Here is an 18,805-nt window from a genome sequence, read left to right on the forward strand (position 1 = left end):
TTTGTATTTAGCTTATTCAAAAAATCTCGTATATTTACAGACCAGAACAGAACAGTTAAAACCAACTAATGATGAAACGAACGACATTACTTTTTGTCTTTATTTTTGGCCTGTTAATTCAGGCGTCTGCACAATTTGAATTTCCTTTTCAAAATCCTGATTTGCCTGATGACGAGCGGGTAGAGGACTTGGTGTCACGCTTGAGTGTCGAAGAGAAAATAAGTCAGTTGCTTTATGAAGCCCCTGCTGTTGAGCGTTTGGGAATTCCTAAGTATAATTGGTGGAATGAGTGTTTGCATGGCGTTGCCCGTGCCGGTTATGCAACCGTATTTCCGCAATCTATTTCTATTGCCGCTTCATGGGACAAGCCTTTGATGAATCGTGTTGCATCGGTTATTTCAGATGAAGCCCGGGCAAAACATCATGAATTTGTTCGCCAGGGAGAGCGTGGAATTTACCAGGGATTGACTTTTTGGTCGCCCAACATCAACATCTTTCGTGATCCCCGATGGGGACGTGGCCATGAGACTTATGGTGAAGATCCATACCTGACCGGACAAATGGGAAAGGAATTTGTATTGGGTCTGCAGGGTGGCGACTCCGATTACCTGAAAGTAGTAGCCACGGCCAAACACTATGCCGTACACTCCGGGCCTGAACCAATACGTCATGAATTTAATGCCGAAGTCAGTGAGCGTGATTTGCGCGAGACTTATTTACCAGCTTTTCGCACTTTAGTTGTTGATGGAGGTGTTTATTCGGTGATGGGTGCTTACAACCGGTTTCGCGGTGAACCTGCTTGTGCCAGCCCTCAATTGTTCGATATTTTGCGGAAAGAATGGGGCTTTGAAGGCTATGTCGTTTCCGATTGTTGGGCAATTTCCGACTTCTTTCAATTTCATAAGATTGTTCCCGATGCGGCTTCGGCTGCAGCGATGGCTGTTACCGAAGGCTGTGACTTGAACTGTGGCGTAAGCTATAAAGCGCTGGATGAAGCTTTGGAAAAAGGCCTTGTAACGGAAGAAGCAATTGATATTGCCGTAAAGCGCTTGTTTAAAACACGGATCAAGCTGGGCATGTTTGATCCCGTTGAGCGGGTAGAATATGCGCAAATTCCTTTTGAGGTGAATGATAATCCAGCGCACGACTTGTTGGCTCGTGAAGCGGCCCGGTCGAGCATCGTGTTATTGAAGAATGAAAATTTACTTCCCCTTTCCAAAGAACTGAATACAATTGCAGTTATTGGTCCTAATGCGGACGATGTGCAATCGCTTTGGGGAAATTACAATGGGGTTCCTTCGCATCCGGTTACCGTTTTGCAGGGGATTCGAAATAAGCTTGAGCCGCAAACAAAAGTGTTGTACGCTCAAGGTTCCGATTTGGCTGAAGGAGTTCCAGCGATGGAGTCAATTCCTTCTATTTATTTGCAAACCAAAAATGGAGAACAGGGCTTGCTTGGCGAATATTTTGCCAACAGTGAGTTTGAAGGACAGCCTTTATATACGCAGCTCGATGATCGTGTCGATTTTGCCTGGGACATCGGAACTCCCGATCCTCGCTTGGAAAGCGGACAATTCAGTATTCGTTGGTCAGGCTATGTAACTGCTCCTAAAGATGGGCTTTATTATTTTAGTGATTGGGGCAAGCCATACATGAAAATTACGGTGAACGGCACCGAAGTGACTGGCGGAAATCATGAACATCATGCTGCTCTTAATCCTGTTTCGTTGAACTTGAAAGCCGGAGAGCAATACGAAATCGTTGCAGAATACCGCAATTACTATGGTGATGCAACAGCCCGCTTGATGTGGACAACTCCCAAAGGAGACATGGTGAAAGAGGCAGTAGCAATAGCTGAAAAGTCGGATGTGGTGGTTTTAGCGCTTGGCTTGAACGAACGTTTGGAAGGTGAAGAAATGAAAGTGAAAACTGATGGCTTTGAAGGAGGTGACCGGACGCATCTGAACCTACCTACAACGCAGGTTGAATTGATGAAAGCTGTGATGGCTACAGGTAAGCCGGTTGTTTTGGTATTGATCAATGGAAGTGCTTTGTCGGTCAACTGGGCTGCTCAAAATATCCCCGCTATTCTAACGGCAGGTTACCCCGGACAGCAAGGGGGAAATGCAGTTGCCGATGTTTTGTTTGGCGATTACAATCCGGCCGGACGTTTGCCTGTGACTTATTACCAATCGGTGGAGCAACTTCCTTCTTTTGAAAACTACGACATGGAAGGGCGCACTTACCGTTATTTTAAAGGACAGCCTCTTTTCCCTTTCGGGTATGGTTTGAGTTATTCGTCGTTTAGTTATAGCAACTTGGAAGTTCCAGCAAAAGTAGGCATGAACGAGCCGGTGAAAATTTTTGTTGAGGTGACCAACACCGGCGACTGGGATGGCGATGAAGTGGTTCAATTGTACCTGACTGACGAGAAAGCTTCAACGCCACGACCGATTCGTCAGCTGGAAGGTTTTGAACGTATTCACCTAAAAAAGGGAGAAACAAAAACGGTGAGCTTTACCGTGGAGCCACGACAGTTGTCGCTGATCAACAAAAAAGATCAACGTGTAGTAGAACCAGGATGGTTTACCGTTTCAGTAGGTGGAAAACAACCCGGATTTAGCGGACAAGCTGATGCGGGAACAACAGAAACTGTTTCGGGACGTTTTCAATTAAAAGGAAAGACAACAGTAATTCAATAATTCATTTTTTAGTTTTTTTGATTTAGAAAACCCGTTGGGCAAGACCTTGCGGGTTTTTTGTTTGAACGGGGAGATGGTTTTGGGGGCACTTTCAGCTTTTTATTTTTCGTTTTTATAGCCCCACCGTAATGGCGTGTAAAAGTCAAAAGAAGCATTGCTAAATGAGGAAAATCGTAGTCTTTGTAGGGAGTTTTGCTATGGAGTTTTCGAAAACCATTATCTTCGTACGTTTACTATTACTAAAACTAAGAAATGAATAATTTAACAAAGTTACTTGCCGGAACTTCATTGCTTGTGCCAGGAATGAAGGGATTGGCACAAAACGTAACGACTCCTCAAAAGCAATCGCCTAATATCGTTCTGATTTTTACTGATGATATGGGGTATGGCGATTTAGGAACCTTTGGGGCTACCCTGTTTCAAACGCCCAACCTTGATCGATTGGCCTCGGAGGGAATGCGTTTTACAAATTTCTACGTGTCGCAGGCGGTTTGTAGTGCTTCCCGGGCTTCGCTTTTAACCGGGTGTTACTCGAATCGGGTTGGGATTAATGGAGCCTTAAATCCACATGCTAAAATTGGGCTGAATCCTGAGGAAGAAACAATTGCTGATGTGTTGAAAAGTGAAAACTATGCAACAGGGATGGTCGGGAAATGGCATTTGGGACATTTGCGCCAATTTCTTCCGTTGCAACAAGGGTTCGATGAATATTTGGGGATTCCCTATTCGAATGACATGTGGCCTTTGTATTACGATAATACGCGAAATGTTCCACCATCGCATAAACGAAAAAATACTTACCCGGAGTTGCCTTTAATAAAAGGAAATGAGTTATACAGGGAATTAAAAAGTATTGAAGATCAAAACGAGATTACAACAGTATATACGGAAGCTGCCGTTGATTTTATCCGGCGGAAGCATGATGATCCATTCTTTTTGTATGTTGCACATTCGATGCCACATGTCCCCTTGGCTGTTTCTGATAAGTTTAAAGGAAAAAGTGAGCAAGGCTTGTATGGTGATGTCATGATGGAAATCGATTGGTCGGTTGGAGAGATTTTAAACGCGTTGGATGAGTACGGAGTTGCCGAAAACACCTTGGTGATTTTTACTTCGGACAATGGCCCTTGGTTGTGTTTTGGTGATCATGCTGGGTCGGCCGGTGGATTGCGTGAAGGAAAAGGAACCAGCTACGAAGGAGGACAGCGTGTTCCTTGTATTATGAAGTGGCCGGGCGTAATTCCAGAATCAACCATCTGTAATAAATTATCTTCAACAATTGATGTGCTGCCAACATTGGCTGAAATAACAGGAGCCACCATGCCTAAGGCAAAAATTGACGGAGTTAATATTCTGCCCTTATTGAAAGGAGAACAGGATGCCGATCCTCGTCGTGTGCTATATTATTACTATGGAAATAATCAGCTTGAAGCGGTTCGAAAAGACAATTGGAAACTTGTTTTTCCACACGATCATCGCTCTTATGTAGGAGATGAACCTGGGCAGAATGGTTTGCCAGGACCAACACACACGGCAACATCAGGACTTGAACTATACGATCTTCGTCGCGATCCCGGTGAGCAATATGATGTGAGTGCTTTTTACCCTGAAAAAATAAGTGAGTTGCAAGCTCTTGCAGAAAAAGCTCGTGAGGATATGGGGGATTCGTTAACCGGAAACGAAGGAGCTAACCGGCGGGAGCCGGGGAGAGCGAGTGAATAGAAAAATCGATGTAAAACTTTAAATAGAACCAGATGTCAAAAAATCGGAATATTGCAGCCTCCATGGGATTGCTTTCAGTAGCAGGTCTAGGCTTGGTAGGATGTAATCAGCCAGCAGCTGAACAAGCAGCAAAGAAGCCGAACATTGTTTTCATCATGAGTGATGATCATGCTTTTCAGGCAATTAGTGCCTACGGGCATGAGGGCTTAAACAAAACGCCTAATATTGATCGGATTGCTAAAGAAGGAGCCATTTTTAATCGTGCGTTTGTTACAAACTCCATCTGTGCCCCTAGTCGTGCGGTAATGCTGACGGGAAAGCATAGCTTTAAGAATGGTAAGGTGGATAATGTGCAGCCATTCGACTGGAACCAGAACAATTTCCCCAAATTGCTTCAGCAAAATGGTTATCAAACTGCGTTGATTGGGAAAATTCATTTGGATGGACTTCCTCAAGGATTTGACTTTTCTGCAGTATTGCCTGGGCAAGGTCATTATTACAATCCCGAATTTATTATCAACGGAGAGAAGCAGACCATTCCAGGTTATGTGACCGATCTGACGACTGAAATGTCGTTGAAATGGCTGAAGGAACGGGATCCCAATAAGCCATTCTGCTTGTTGTATCATCAGAAAGCTCCTCACCGTGAGTGGCTTCCGGCTGAACGGCATTATAAGGAGTACACAAAAATGACCTTTAAAGAACCTGAAACGCTTTTTGATGATTATGAAGGGCGTGGTCGGGCTGCTCATGAGCAGGAAATGAATATTTTGAAAGATCAAAACTGGTCTGGAGACTCAAAAGTTCGGCCCGAGGTTATGGACGAGCTTGGTATTCCTCAAACATTGACATGGGATAAAGCGGCTTTCAAAAGTAATCTGGGGCGAATGGATGAAAAGCAACGTGCAGCTTGGGATGCTGTTTACGACCCGATTATTGATGAGTTCAAAAAGAATTATCCTAACATGTCTCAAGAAGATTTGATGCATTGGCGCTTTCAACGATACATGCAGGATTACCTGGGATGTATTGCTGCAGTTGATGATGGTGTGGGACAGATGTTGGACTTTTTGAAAGAAAATGGTTTGGATGAAAATACCATTGTCGTTTATACTTCCGATCAAGGATTTTACTTGGGAGAACATGGCTGGTTTGACAAGCGCTTTATGTATGAAGAGTCGTTCCGGATGCCTTTGCTAATTAAATATCCGAAAGAAATTAAACCAGGAACTGTAATTGACGAACTGGTTCAAAATATTGACTTTGCTCCAACTTTTCTGGATTATGCTGGTGTTGAAATTCCTGCAGACATGCAAGGTGTATCAATGCGTAAATTGATGAGTAAAGAAGCATCAGAATGGCGCGATGCCATTTATTACACCTATTACGAATATCCGTCGATTCATATGGTGAAGCGCCACTATGGTGTAAGGACCGATCGGTATAAACTCATTCATTTTTATTACGATATTGACGAGTGGGAATTGTATGACTTGGAGAAAGATCCTCAGGAAATGAAAAATGTGTATGATGACCCGGCTTATGCTGATGTTCAGAAAATGATGCACACGCGTTTGACAGAACTTCGTGAAAAATACGGTGATAGCGATGCGAATGATCAACGGTTTTTAAAAGAATACCTGGATGTTGTTAAACAATAGATAATAAGGCAAAAAGGTGTCATTGAAGATGATGGCAACGATTGATAATATTAAAGGGATGCTGATTTGGCATCCCTTTATTTTTGTATTGATGCTTATCTGTGCTATATCAATAGTTTGAGGGGAGGAGCTTGTAGTTGTCTGATTATTAATTTTTTGTGATTTTATGGCCTGGTCTAATAAAACGCTTTAAATTAAGAGATTACAAATGTCTAATTGTCTGAAGCCTGAAAATCCAACGATCTGCTGCTATATTTCCATTGTCTAAAATCTATCATCTAATGGCTATTTATTAAAATAGCATTGCAGGATTTGTTTATCTTTGCCCCATCCAAAAAAACAGATTCATGCAAGACAAAATTTTAATTCTTGATTTTGGCTCTCAGTACACCCAGTTAATTGGCCGGAGGGTGCGCGAGCTCAATATCTATTGTGAGATTCATCCTTACAATCATTTTCCTGAAATTGATGAAAACGTGAAAGGTGTAATTTTAAGTGGAAGTCCTTTTTCTGTCCGCGATGAGAATGCACCACAACCAGATTTGTCAAACATCAAAGGTAAATTGCCTTTGTTGGGCGTTTGCTATGGTGCGCAATACATGGCACACAACTTTGGAGGCGAAGTTCTTCCTTCTGACTCCAGAGAGTATGGACGAGCAAACCTTGGTTTTATTGATCAGGAAAGCAAGTTGTTTAAAAACATGACCCTGAATACGCAGGTTTGGATGTCGCATGGTGATACCATCGAACGTTTGCCTGAGAACTATAAAATTATTGCATCAACAGCTGATGTGAAAAATGCTGCCTATAAAATTGAAGGCGAAACCACTTATGCCATTCAATTTCACCCTGAGGTTTATCATACAACTGAAGGAACTCAACTGCTGAAGAATTTTGCTGTGGACATTTGTGGCTGTCAGCAAGATTGGACTCCTGATTCTTTCATTGAGACAACTGTTGCTCAGCTGAAAGAAAAATTGGGTGACGATAAAGTTGTACTTGGACTTTCAGGAGGTGTCGATTCAACCGTGGCAGGCGTTCTGTTGCATCAGGCCATTGGCAAGAACCTGACTTGTATCTTTGTGGATAATGGTTTGTTGCGTAAAAACGAGTTTGAGTCTGTTTTGGATTCGTACAAAGATATGGGATTGAACGTGATTGGGGTTGATGCTAAACAGAAGTTTTGGGATGATCTTAAAGGAATCACAGAGCCAGAAGAAAAGCGTAAAATCATTGGTCGCGACTTCATTGAAGTATTTGACGTAGAAGCTCACAAAATTAAAGATGTCAAGTGGCTGGCTCAAGGAACAATTTACCCTGATGTGATTGAGTCGGTGTCTGTTAATGGACCATCTGCAACAATCAAGTCACATCACAATGTGGGTGGGCTACCTGAAAAAATGAACCTGAAAGTGGTTGAGCCTTTAAACTTGTTGTTTAAGGATGAAGTCCGTCGGGTTGGAAAAGCGCTTAATATTAAACAGGAATTACTGGGACGTCACCCATTTCCGGGACCAGGATTGGGAATTCGTATTTTGAGCGATGTTACTCCAGAGAAAGTTCGCATTCTGCAGGAAGCCGATGCTATTTTTATCAATGGGCTACGCGAATGGAACCTGTATGACGATGTATGGCAGGCTGGTGTGATGTTGTTGCCAGTACAGTCGGTTGGTGTAATGGGCGACGAGCGAACTTATGAGAATGTGGTTGCCTTGCGTGCTGTTATGTCAACAGATGGAATGACGGCTGACTGGGTGCATTTGCCTTACGAGTTTTTGGCAAAAGTATCCAATTCAATCATTAACAAAGTGCGTGGTATTAACCGCGTTGTTTATGATATCAGCTCAAAACCGCCAGCAACAATTGAGTGGGAATAATCAAAGAAATAACGATAAATATGAAAGGCTGTCCGTTTAGAGACAGCCTTTTTTGTTGTTGCTTGATTGCTCGGGTATTGTAATTCATTGTATCTTGCTAAGCTTAGTTTAATTAAGGTATTATAAATGTCTTTTAGTCTGATATCTGAAAATTGAGCAATCGATGAGATTAAATGCCAGTTCTTTTATAATCCTAATTGCATACAACGTTTGGGGGATTTGATCATTTGTTACGCAAAACCTCTGGTTCCCAATGAACTCTTTTTGCTCTTTAACACTTATTAATGTGGAGGCATTGTTCTGCGCGCGATATTCTTTTATCTTTATCGGTTCAAATAAAAAAATAGGTTCAGTTTAGCCTCTTTCATGTCATTATGAAGATTCTTTTTCCGAAAGAATTATTGTTTTGGAGTAGGGATGAAGGATCGAATCTAGTTTTTAAAGCGTTTATTGAGAAGTATAATAGTAAGTTGAATTTTTATAGTCGCCTGATTTTTAGTTTCTTTTTAATTCTATGAGTCGTTTTGTTAAATTTTTCTGAATGAATGTCCTGAAATTGTCTGGTAGTCGAGAAAACTGAAAATCTAATGATCTATTAAAAGTAGAAAAATTGAAAAAATGGGAAGATTGAATAAAATACGTATCGTCGGATTAACGCTATTCTTGTTTGTTGCTACGGCATTTTCCGGCGTTCAGGCACAGGATGTGCAAACCAATATGCTTAAGTATGGGCGGTTGCTGCAGTTAATTAAAAGCAACTACGTGGATACAACGAATATTGATGATTTAACAGAAAAAGCAATTGTTAAAGTACTTGCAGAGCTCGACCCGCATTCGGTTTATATTTCAAGAGAAGAAGTTGAGAAAATGAATGAACCCTTACAGGGAAGTTTTGAGGGAATTGGTATTTCATTTAATATTTTGAAAGATACTTTGCTTGTGGTGACAACCATCCCAGGTGGACCTTCAGAAAAAGTTGGCTTGCAGGCAGGCGATCGCATCGTTGAAGTTGATGGCGAGAATGTTGCTGGCGTTGGTCTTGAAAATAGCGACGTATTTAAAATGTTAAGAGGAGACAAAGGAACGGTTGTAAACCTGAAGGTCTTACGTAAACGTGCTGAAGGTCTGCTGGACTTTAAAATCATCCGCGACAAAATTCCAATTCATAGTTTGGATGCATCATATATGATTAATAACGAGACCGGCTACATTAAACTGAATCGTTTTTCGGCCACAACAACAGAAGAATTTTCGGAAGCTATTACAGGTCTAAAGAAAGATACTGGTTTTAAGAATCTGGTGCTTGATTTGCGTGGCAATGGTGGGGGGTATCTAAAAGCAGCAATTGAATTGGCCGATCAATTTTTGGGAGCATTCAAAATGGTTGTTTATACTGAAGGAGAAAACAACCGCAAAAAAGAGTATAAAGCATCAGCTCTTGGTGAGTTTGAACAAGGGAAGTTGGTGGTTCTGATCAATGAAGGTTCAGCATCTGCCAGTGAAATTGTTGCTGGCGCTATTCAGGACTGGGATCGCGGTGTTGTTATTGGTCGACGTTCATTTGGAAAGGGTTTGGTACAACAACCTTATTTCTTGAATGATGGGTCAATGGTTCGTTTAACAACAGCACATTATTACACGCCGAGTGGACGTTGTATTCAAAAAGCATACGACGAAGGCGTAGAAGCCTATCGCCATGATTACCTGAAACGTTTGGAAAGTGGCGAGTTTTTTACTGAAGACAGTGTTCATTTTGACGAAAGCCTGATGTACGAAACTTTAAATAATAAGCGAGCAGTCTATGGTGGGGGAGGTATCATGCCTGATATTTTTGTACCGATGGACACGTCGGTTCACTATGCTTATTTTAACCAAATGGTTCGTAAAAACATCGTTTATAGTAATACTTTAAGTTATTTGGATGGAAATCGGGAAAAGTTTACCCGGAAGTACACCGACTTTGACACGTATCAGAAATCATTTGAGATTGATGACAAGTTGATCGAAAAGATGTTTGAAGAGGCAGAGAAAGAAGAAATTGACTATAAAGAGGGTGATAAAGAGTTTGCCAGATCATTGATAAAACGACAGGCAAAAGCTTTGATTGCTCGGGATTTGTTTGAAGTGAGTAAGTTCTATCAAATTATCAACGAAGATAGCGATGAGGTGAAAGAGGCATTGAAGGTGCTTAATAATGCCTCAGAATACAATAACCTGTTGGTCGAAAAGTAAGCTGATGACAGATTCTATTATCTTTTGGCTTTCGGTCAATTACATTGAGTTGATTGGAGCTATTCTTGGTTTTGTTTACATTTTTTTATCCATTCGTCAGCATATTTTTACTTGGCCGGTAGGATTGATTACTTCGGCTCTGTATGTCTACGTTTTCTTGGTTTCCAAGTTCTATGCAGATATGCTACTGCAGGTCTACTATGTTGTGGTAAGCATTTACGGTTGGTATCACTGGCTTAAGGGAAACCCGAAAGCAGAGCAACAGCTGAAAGTTAGCCGCACTCCGCGTAAGTTGTATTTGCCTTTGTTGGGGGTTAGCTTGACGCTTTTCCTCTTGTTTTTATTTGGATTAAAGTATTATACCGATTCTCCGGTGCCTTTCGGCGATTCGTTGACCACTGCTTTAAGCATTGTTGCGACATGGATGCTTGCCCGAAAATACCTGGAACATTGGCTTATCTGGATTTTTGTCGACTTCTTTTCCGCATTTTTATATGGATTCAAAGGTTTGTGGCCAACCGTTATTTTATTCTTGGTTTATACGGTTATGGCAGCCTTGGGATATCGAAGTTGGAAGAATGATTTAAAGAATGCAGGATGAAAAGACCATTTCGAATTGCAATAACAGGACCTGAATCGACAGCCAAAAGTACTTTGGCACACGAATTAGCTGAACATTTCAAAGGGATTTTCTATCCAGAGTATGCCAGGCAGTATCTGGAATCCCATTCTGCAGAATATACTTACGAGGATGTTGAAGCTATAACCAAAAAGCAAATTGAGCAATATCATGAGGCTGGAAACAGTAATGCCTCATTTGTTTTTTTTGATACTTGGTTGATTATTGCAAAGATTTGGTTTCAGTGGGTGTATCGACGCGAACCGGACTGGCTGGAAGATCAAATTGACGAATTGCCAATCGATTTGTATTTGTTGTGTTTGCCAGATATTCCTTGGGAACCTGATCCTTTGCGTGAAAATGGAGGAGAGGAGCGGCTGCATTTGTTTGGGGTTTATAAAGAAGAATTGATCGCTCGAAATCAACGTTTTGTTGAAATTGGAGGTTTAGGAAATGAGCGGACTAGAAATGCTATTCGAGCGGTTCAGTCGTGCTTGAAGTCCTGATTTATATCAGTTTTTTCCTTGTTTTTCAGTAATAAAAAGAGGACTTTTGTTATAACAGATTGTTAGATTTTCAGGAACTTGAAAATTGAAACTTACAACTTTGAATTCCGGTTTTGGGCTTTAGGTTCAACCTTGTTTGAAGGTCAGAACATCCGGAAATCTAATGTTTATAGTCTAATATCTAATAAATGAAGATAGCTAATAACATTACAGAACTGATTGGAAGAACTCCAATGGTTGAACTTCATAAGTTGACCAGCGGTTGTGGAGCGCGTGTTTTTGCGAAACTGGAATCTCAAAATCCCGGAGGATCAGTAAAAGATCGACTGGCTTTAGCAATGATTGAAGCTGCCGAGAGAGAAAAAAAACTTGGGAAGGATACGACAATTATTGAACCGACGAGTGGGAATACTGGAATTGGATTGGCCATGGTTTGTGCGGTTAAGGGTTACAAACTAAAAATAGTAATGCCGGAGAGTGTTTCTGTTGAACGACGTTTGGTATTGAAGGCTTACGGTGCGGAGTTGGTGCTTACTGCTGCTAAAGGTGGCATGCGTGAGGCGATTGAAACAGCAGAGCATTTAGCGCACGAAATCGGAGATGTGTTTATTCCAATGCAGTTTTCAAATGAAGCAAACGCGGAGATGCATCGGAGGACAACAGCCGAGGAGATATGGGCAGATACAGAGGGTGAAGTCGATATTTTTGTGGCAGGAGCTGGTACTGGAGGCACAATTACCGGAGTTTCTGAAAGATTGAAAGAAAGGAAGCCTGCCTTGCAGAGTGTTGTTGTAGAACCCAAAACATCAGCCATTTTATCTGGCAAAGCGGCCGGTTCGCATAAAATTCAAGGAATAGGACCTGGCTTCATTCCGGAAGTATTAAATACGGATTGTTACAATGAGGTTTTCCCTGTCGCTGATCACGATGCCTTTGATACAGCGCGGAAGCTAGCTTTAGAAGAAGGTATATTTTGTGGGATTTCTTCAGGTGCTAATGTTTTTGCAGCGCTCGAAATTGCTCGCAGAGGAGAGAACAAAGGCAAGAACATTGTTGTCATTATATGTGATACCGGTGAAAGGTACTTAAGTACAACACTATTTAATCAAGAAAATAATGGAATCTGATTTAAAGATATTGGATCTAATAAACAAAACCGTCGAACAACTTTCTGATCGAGATAGTTACGATTTGGTTTGTCATGAGCATCGTTTGGGAGAACCACTTCCTTCAACTCAAAAATTAGCCAAAATAGTGAACATGATTCGGGAGATCATTTTCCCGGGCTATTTTGGAGATACAAGCTTGCGATCGAATACGATTAAGCACTACATGGGCGTGTATGTTGACGAGCTTTTCGAATTGCTTTCGGAGCAGATTTTTGCGGGCCTTTGCTTTACATGCGAAAATCCGGAAATGGTCGATATGCAAGAACGCCGAGTTCATGCTCAGGGGATTGCAGGTGAGTTTATTTCACATCTTCCAGAGATTAGACGGAAATTGGTTGGCGATGTTGAAACAGCCTTCGTTGGAGATCCAGCAGCAAAGAGCCAAAGCGAAGTCATTTTTTGTTATCCAGCTATTCGTGCTATTTCAAATTACCGGATTGCGAATCAGCTTTTGAAGTTGGATGTCCCATTAATTCCACGTATTATAACCGAAATGGCACATTCAGAAACAGGTATTGATATTCATCCTCGTGCAGAGATTGGTGAAATGTTTACTATTGATCATGGTACGGGTGTGGTAATCGGATCTACTTGTATCATTGGGAATAATGTCAAGCTTTACCAGGGAGTTACTTTAGGAGCGAAGAGTTTTCCTTTGGATGAAGATGGAAATCCAATAAAAGGTGTGCCTCGTCATCCAATTGTGGAGGATAATGTAATTATTTATGCCCAGGCAACGATTCTTGGACGTATTACAGTTGGGCGAAATTCGATAATAGGAGGTAACGTATGGGTAACCAACGATGTGGCTCCTGATTCTAAGATTGTTCAGTTTAAAGCCCGTGAAGCTTCATTTAGTGATGGAGCAGGGATTTAGAAATTTAATTCATGTATAAAAAATTTCAATTTGTTGCTACAACCTATGCTGGTTTAGAGCAGGTTTTGGCAGAAGAGCTTATTGACCTTGGGGCTGATGAGGTAGAGGAAGCTCGTCGTTCTGTTTATTTCTCCGGTTCTTTGGAGTTGATGTATAAAGCAAACTATTCTTTGCGAACAGCTTTGAAGATATTAATGCCGCTGAGAACATTTCGGATAAAACGTGTCGATGATTTATATCACCAGGCAGGCAAGATTCGGTGGGAAGATTTTTTTGACTCAAGACAGACATTTGCGGTCCAAAGCAAAGTGTTTAGCGACTTATTTCGAAATTCAATGTTTGCATCATTAAAAGTGAAGGATGCAATTGTTGATCGTTTTCGACGAGTAGAGTCTAGACGGCCTTCAGTGAATATTAATCGACCTGACATTCTGGTTAATTTGCATGTGGCAAATGATCAGTGTACTATTTCTTTGGATAGTAGCGGTGAGTCCCTGCATAAACGAGGATATCGTTCTGGTGTCCATGAAGCACCGATTAGTGAAGTCTTGGCAGCGGGAATGATAAAGCTATCAGGATGGAGTGGTAGTGACTCATTAACAGATCCGATGTGTGGTTCGGGCACCATTGTTATTGAAGCAGCAATGATCGCAAAAAATATTTTACCTGGAGAGTTTGGACGTAAGTATAGTTTTCAAAATTGGAAGGGCTTTGAAAAAGAGGCGTTTATTCAAGTAAAAAACCAGAAAGAACATAAAAATCCTGATATTAGAATATATGGGTCAGACATCTCCCGTGAGAATATCGACTTAGCGTATAAAAATGCCGAAAAGGCTAATGTTTCGGATATTGTTCAGCTAGATATCGCTGATTTTCGCACATTAGAAAAGAGATCAGATTCTTCTTTCCTTTTGTTTAACCCTCCTTATGGTGAGCGAATAAAAACCGGAGATCAAGCATTTTACTCGATGATAGGAGAGCGCTTAAAACATCATTATCCTGAGACCACTGTTTGGGTAATTAGTACGAACGAATGTTTAAAATCAATTGGCTTAAAGCCTGAATTTAAAATCCCATTATTTAATGGTTCGCTGGCTTGCAGCTTCAGAGAATATAAACTATATAAAGGGTCAAGAAAAACTAATAAATAATATTGCTTAAATTATCGTAAGTTATTTTTACTCACTTTTTGCCTACAGAAAATCTAATTTTAAGAACGCTGCTCAAAGAACGATTGAAAATGATAAAAAGACACAGTGATTCTAAAATCCCTATTCTATAGGTCTTTTCAAGCGTATGAGTAATAAAATATCTTTTAAGGTAATTTAAATAATGATTAGTCGAAGTCTTCAACGATCAAGTCAAGATCACGACCGCGGCCACCTTTTACTTCGTTTAATTCTTCTTTTGTTAATATTTCGAATGAATCAAAAATGTTGTTTTCGTTGTTAGCAAATAAAGTTTTCATTACTTTTAAGTTTTAATGGTTAATACTTTTAATTCCTTAATTATCCTTTGTTCGCTTCTTTATTCTGCTTAAGGAAAAAAGGTAACCCCTAGTGAGTGAAAAAAATGAGAAAAAAAATAATGACTAAGTTTAAGTCTTTGTTGTATAGGGTTTTATTTGGAGGATTTTTTTTTCTTTTTTCTCAAGTATTTTGCTTTGCAAGCAGCGTAAATAATGATAGCCTAGCTGTAGTGCATTACTATCGAACGGGGATTTCTCAGTTTAAAATAGGTGATTTTGAAGGTGCAGTAGAGCAATATAAGAATGCGATTGAGTTAGGAGAGAATATCTTTGGGTGTTACAGTCGGAAGTTGTTTTCATCTTCAGTGAATCTTGGAATTGCATATAAGAATCTTGGAGAATATGATGAAGCTGTAAGTGTATACTTAGAGGCGGAGAGAATAGTAAAGGAGAATTTTGGAATTGATAATCCTCGTCTGAGTTTTGTTTATGGGAACTTGGGGAATATCTATAAGTTAAAAGGTGATTACGTTAAAAGCTTCGAGTATCAGCAAGCTGCATTAAGAGCCTTTTTAGTAGCTCCTGATAAGTATGATTCCCAAATTAGTATAACACGTTCCAATATTGCAGAAGCTTTATATTTGTTAGGTGACTATGAAGAGGCTATCCTAAGTGCTTTTGATGCACTGGAAGATAGTAATGACAATATTAAGTCTTTCTTATATAGTCTTATAGCTAGAATTTACTTTCAACAGAGTAATTATCCGGAAACCAGAAAATATTATCAGGAGTCGTTGTCGATTCTAACACAGGCTTATGGCGCTGATTCATATGACTTGGGGTTAGAGTATATCAATTATTCTCAACTTCTTTTAAAGATTGGAGACTACGATGAAGCCTATCGTTACACGGAGTTAGCAGAGGATATTATCGTTAAGTATTTTACGAAAAAGAGTTTGCAGTATAGCGATATTATGCTCAACTATGCCAATTATTATTTGGGGCGAAGTTCTGAGGCGAGTGAGTTAACTGACTTTTATGAAAAGCGGAAGGCGGATTTGAAAAAGGCTTTAGGCTATTATCAAGAGGCTTTGATTGCAGGAAGTGACGTCTTCTCATCGGTTGCTTTTAACGATAATCCAAAACCAGGAGAGGAGATTTCTGAGATTCAGATGCTGGAAGTAATTAATCAGAAAGCTGGTTGTTTAGAAGCACTGGCTGATTTATACTTATCGGGTCAGGATAAGGGCAATGCAAAGGAAAGCTTCGAATTGGCTTTAAGTACAACGGAGCGTGCAACAGAGCTTATTCATCAAATAAGAACAGGGTATGTGTCAGAAGAAAGTCAGTTTTTTCTATCTGAAAATCAGGAGTCTACTTTTATTAGAGCGGTTGGGGTTTGCTACAAGCTGTATGATTTGACGAATGAATTTCAGTTTGCGGAAAAAGGGTTCAGTTTTGCGGAGAAGAGTAAGTCCGCAAGTTTTCTTGCTTCGGTAAAAGATTCCAGAGCCAAGAAATTTGGAGGTATACCAGATAGTCTCTTAAAACGAGAAGACTATCTCAAAACTAATATATCGAATTATAAGGAGATGCTTTTTGAAGAGAATCAAAATGAAGATCCTGATTCTGCTCGGATTGAACTATTCAATTCAAAAGTATTCCAACTGAGTGAGCAATATGAACAGTTAGTAAAAGTTTTTGAAGAATCCTTTCCTAATTATTACGCTTTTAAGTATGAAAATAAGGTCGTCGGAGTTGATCAGATTCAGGAGCGGATTAGTGATCGGACCGCTGTTATCGAGTACTTAATAGAAGAGCCAACTGCCCAAAAATCCAATGGACAAGTCTTTAAGTTTGTCATTACTCCAGATGAGCTTCATTTCTCTAAAGAGGTTGTCGATTCTACTTTTGTAGGAAATATTGAGTCTGTTTATCAGTTTCTTACAAGTTCGAAGTATCTTTTTACTGGCAAGGGAGAATATCGGAAATATGCACTTGCCGCTCACGAACTGTATAATGTGTTATTGAGTGACGAGAAACAGGTTTTGGAGGATAAAGATTTGGTGGTCATCCCAGATGATAAACTCGCTTATCTTCCATTTGATGCCTTGCTTTCTGCGCCCCCTGATACAACAACCATGAATTTTAGAACTTTACCCTATTTGGTAAAGGACTATTCTATTAGTTATACTTATTCTGCGACATTGCTTTACGATTATTTTAACAAGGAGAAGGTTGCCAAACATGATTTATTGGCTTTTGCACCTAGTTACGAAGGGGACGATCGGGACTACACTGCAAATGCAGAATACCGCGGAGGGTTGTTGCCGCTTCCAGCTGTCAATAAAGAAGTGGATTTTATTCACGGTTACGTTAATGGTGATGTTTTTAAGGATTCTTTGGCGCAGGAGTTTCGGTTTAAAGAATTAGCATCAGACTATGATATTTTGCACTTGGCAATGCATACAATCATCAATGACACGCTACCAATGTACTCTAAATTGGCCTTTTCTAAGCCGTATGGAGCTCAACTGGACGACGGCTGGCTGAATACCAATGAAATCTATTCGATGGATTTAAATGCACGTATGGCTGTTTTAAGTGCCTGTAATACGGGAAGTGGAAAGTTGCAAAAAGGAGAAGGTGTAATGAGCTTAGCGCGCGGGTTCCTGTATGCTGGATGTCCGTCTATTGTAATGACGTTATGGGAAGTAGAGGATGAATCTGGGGCGCATATCATGAAAGACTTTTATAAATTTCTATCCAAGGGAAAAAGTAAACATGAGGCGCTACGTTCAGCCAAGTTGGCTCATATTGCTAATGCTGATCCTCTGAAAGCCCATCCGCATTATTGGCTTGGTTATGTTGTCGTTGGAAATTCAGATCCTCTTTACAAAGGGAAAGATATTTATTTTATTCTGATCATTTTCGGTGTTGTCGTACTTCTGTTTGTTGATCAGTTATACCGCAAGCGAAAAGCCCGGGATTAAGCACCCCGAGCTTTTCTAACCATTTATTTAAAAGACACTCTATTTGCGTAAAAAGGTATTCTTAAAGTAATTTTTTGAACAGGATAAGGATAAAAGGAACTTAGGAACTTAAATTAAGAATACCACAGAAAGTAATGAACGTTTGAACTTTAAAGGATAATTGAACAATTAAGGAATAAGGAACTAAGGATTAAAAGTATTAACGATTCATTCTTTTCTACTTTGCTAACTTGTTTTTATAGGATTCTTTATTTGCTTACTAATTAATTATTCTTCCAGGTATCTGATTTTTCGCAGTATTGCTGATGCTTTTTCCTGGTAAAATCCATTACTGTTTGCAATACTTTTAAACTGTCGGTAAGCCTTTTTTCTGTTTTCGTTTTGCAGGTAGCAAAGTCCGATGTACCATTGTGCCTGCTCAATAAAGAGGTTGTCTTTATCCTGAATAACTTTTTGGTAGGCCTCAATTGCTAGTTCCGGCTTTCCGGTCTGTTGATAGGCCATGGCTGAGTAAAAGTTACTTACCGGGTTGTTTTTATCTATCTTGAGTACCTGGCTGAACAGGTCGATGGATGCATCGTACTGCTGATCATTGTACTTGTGTAGAGCCTGGGTTAGCTTGCTGTCAATCAGTGCATCGCCTGACCTGAAAATACCGGTCGTCTGATAGGGCTGATAAAACTGGCTGTATAGTTCGGCATCACTTGATGTTGTATTTCTGGATATGAGCCCGGAAATACTTAATAGGAGAATCAATGATGCAGCCACCGAGGCAATAGCAACTCTTGATGTTGTTAGTTTGGCAGCGAAAGAACGCTTTTTCTTTTCTTCGCGGTTCACCTGCTGTATGATGTCGCCCAGCTTTGCTCTGAGCTCCATGACTTCGGTTTCCTGTATAGCCTTGTCAATATCGGCATACAAATCCAGTTCTGCCGCCAGGTCCGGGTTGCTTTCCAGTTCTGTTTCGAAGGCTTCCTGG

The 18,805-nt window shown here is 40.4% G+C and carries 13 protein-coding genes; 11 read left to right on the forward strand and 2 right to left on the reverse strand.

The window, feature by feature from the left end; genetic code table 11:
• Positions 1-68: 68 nt before the first annotated feature.
• From BM156_RS13020 to BM156_RS13065, 10 genes are all read left to right on the forward strand, one after another.
• On the forward strand, positions 69-2,702 hold the full coding sequence (locus BM156_RS13020) for a beta-glucosidase (protein WP_093920324.1): 2,634 nt from the start codon (positions 69-71) through the stop codon (positions 2,700-2,702).
• A 252-nt stretch (positions 2,703-2,954) separates the two neighbouring features.
• On the forward strand, positions 2,955-4,424 hold the full coding sequence (locus BM156_RS13025) for a sulfatase family protein (RefSeq protein WP_093920325.1): 1,470 nt from the start codon (positions 2,955-2,957) through the stop codon (positions 4,422-4,424).
• 32 nt (positions 4,425-4,456) lie between these two features.
• The gene (locus BM156_RS13030; protein WP_244525744.1) at positions 4,457-6,085 is read left to right on the forward strand and encodes a sulfatase family protein; all 1,629 of its coding nucleotides are present in this window, start codon (positions 4,457-4,459) and stop codon (positions 6,083-6,085) included.
• Between the two features lie 347 nt (positions 6,086-6,432).
• The gene (guaA, locus tag BM156_RS13035; protein ID WP_093920326.1) at positions 6,433-7,962 is read left to right on the forward strand and encodes a glutamine-hydrolyzing GMP synthase; all 1,530 of its coding nucleotides are present in this window, start codon (positions 6,433-6,435) and stop codon (positions 7,960-7,962) included.
• A 618-nt stretch (positions 7,963-8,580) separates the two neighbouring features.
• Entirely contained in the window at positions 8,581-10,194 is a 1,614-nt protein-coding gene (locus tag BM156_RS13040) for a S41 family peptidase (protein ID WP_212733512.1), read from the forward strand.
• Between the two features lie 4 nt (positions 10,195-10,198).
• Complete coding sequence (gene pnuC, locus BM156_RS13045; protein WP_170846955.1) at positions 10,199-10,795, forward strand: nicotinamide riboside transporter PnuC; 597 nt, start codon at positions 10,199-10,201, stop codon at positions 10,793-10,795.
• A complete protein-coding gene (locus BM156_RS13050) occupies positions 10,792-11,319 on the forward strand; it encodes an AAA family ATPase (RefSeq protein ID WP_093920328.1) in 528 nt (175 codons plus the stop codon). The genes pnuC and BM156_RS13050 overlap by 4 nt, the downstream gene beginning before the upstream one ends.
• 188 nt (positions 11,320-11,507) lie before the next feature.
• Positions 11,508-12,446: a cysteine synthase A gene (cysK, locus tag BM156_RS13055; protein ID WP_093920329.1), complete on the forward strand. Its 939-nt coding sequence runs from the start codon at positions 11,508-11,510 to the stop codon at positions 12,444-12,446.
• Positions 12,436-13,365 carry a serine O-acetyltransferase EpsC gene (gene epsC, locus BM156_RS13060; RefSeq protein WP_093920330.1) on the forward strand — a complete coding sequence of 310 codons (930 nt, stop codon included), beginning with the start codon at positions 12,436-12,438 and terminating at the stop codon, positions 13,363-13,365. The genes cysK and epsC overlap by 11 nt, the downstream gene beginning before the upstream one ends.
• Before the next feature lie 11 nt (positions 13,366-13,376).
• Complete coding sequence (locus BM156_RS13065) at positions 13,377-14,516, forward strand: THUMP domain-containing class I SAM-dependent RNA methyltransferase (RefSeq protein ID WP_093920331.1); 1,140 nt, start codon at positions 13,377-13,379, stop codon at positions 14,514-14,516.
• Positions 14,517-14,701: 185 nt separating this feature from the next.
• Here the strand turns inward: BM156_RS13065 and BM156_RS13070 are convergent, their stop codons facing one another.
• Complete coding sequence (locus BM156_RS13070) at positions 14,702-14,833, reverse strand: bacteriocin (RefSeq protein WP_093920332.1); 132 nt, start codon at positions 14,831-14,833, stop codon at positions 14,702-14,704.
• A 230-nt stretch (positions 14,834-15,063) separates the two neighbouring features.
• Here BM156_RS13070 and BM156_RS13075 point away from each other — a divergent pair, with 230 nt between their 5' ends.
• Complete coding sequence (locus BM156_RS13075; protein ID WP_170846956.1) at positions 15,064-17,826, forward strand: CHAT domain-containing protein; 2,763 nt, start codon at positions 15,064-15,066, stop codon at positions 17,824-17,826.
• A gap of 267 nt (positions 17,827-18,093) precedes the next feature.
• Here the strand turns inward: BM156_RS13075 and BM156_RS13080 are convergent.
• A partial coding sequence (locus BM156_RS13080; protein ID WP_093920334.1) for a tetratricopeptide repeat protein occupies positions 18,094-18,805 on the reverse strand: 712 nt, incomplete at its 5' end.

This window comes from Sunxiuqinia elliptica, assembly GCF_900113005.1.
In the GTDB taxonomy this organism is placed as follows: domain Bacteria; phylum Bacteroidota; class Bacteroidia; order Bacteroidales; family Prolixibacteraceae; genus Sunxiuqinia; species Sunxiuqinia elliptica.

Excerpts from the sequence above, each read along its gene's own strand:
- BM156_RS13025 (WP_093920325.1), top strand. The coding sequence starts at position 2,955 with ATGAATAATTTAACAAAGTTACTTGCCGGAACTTCATTGCTTGTGCCA.
- guaA (WP_093920326.1), top strand. The coding sequence starts at position 6,433 with ATGCAAGACAAAATTTTAATTCTTGATTTTGGCTCTCAGTACACCCAG.
- BM156_RS13040 (WP_212733512.1), top strand. The coding sequence starts at position 8,581 with ATGGGAAGATTGAATAAAATACGTATCGTCGGATTAACGCTATTCTTG.
- cysK (WP_093920329.1), top strand. The coding sequence starts at position 11,508 with ATGAAGATAGCTAATAACATTACAGAACTGATTGGAAGAACTCCAATG.
- BM156_RS13050 (WP_093920328.1), top strand. The coding sequence starts at position 10,792 with ATGAAAAGACCATTTCGAATTGCAATAACAGGACCTGAATCGACAGCC.
- pnuC (WP_170846955.1), top strand. The coding sequence starts at position 10,199 with ATGACAGATTCTATTATCTTTTGGCTTTCGGTCAATTACATTGAGTTG.
- epsC (WP_093920330.1), top strand. The coding sequence starts at position 12,436 with ATGGAATCTGATTTAAAGATATTGGATCTAATAAACAAAACCGTCGAA.
- BM156_RS13030 (WP_244525744.1), top strand. The coding sequence starts at position 4,457 with ATGTCAAAAAATCGGAATATTGCAGCCTCCATGGGATTGCTTTCAGTA.
- BM156_RS13070 (WP_093920332.1), bottom strand. The coding sequence starts at position 14,833 with ATGAAAACTTTATTTGCTAACAACGAAAACAACATTTTTGATTCATTC.
- BM156_RS13065 (WP_093920331.1), top strand. The coding sequence starts at position 13,377 with ATGTATAAAAAATTTCAATTTGTTGCTACAACCTATGCTGGTTTAGAG.
- BM156_RS13020 (WP_093920324.1), top strand. The coding sequence starts at position 69 with ATGATGAAACGAACGACATTACTTTTTGTCTTTATTTTTGGCCTGTTA.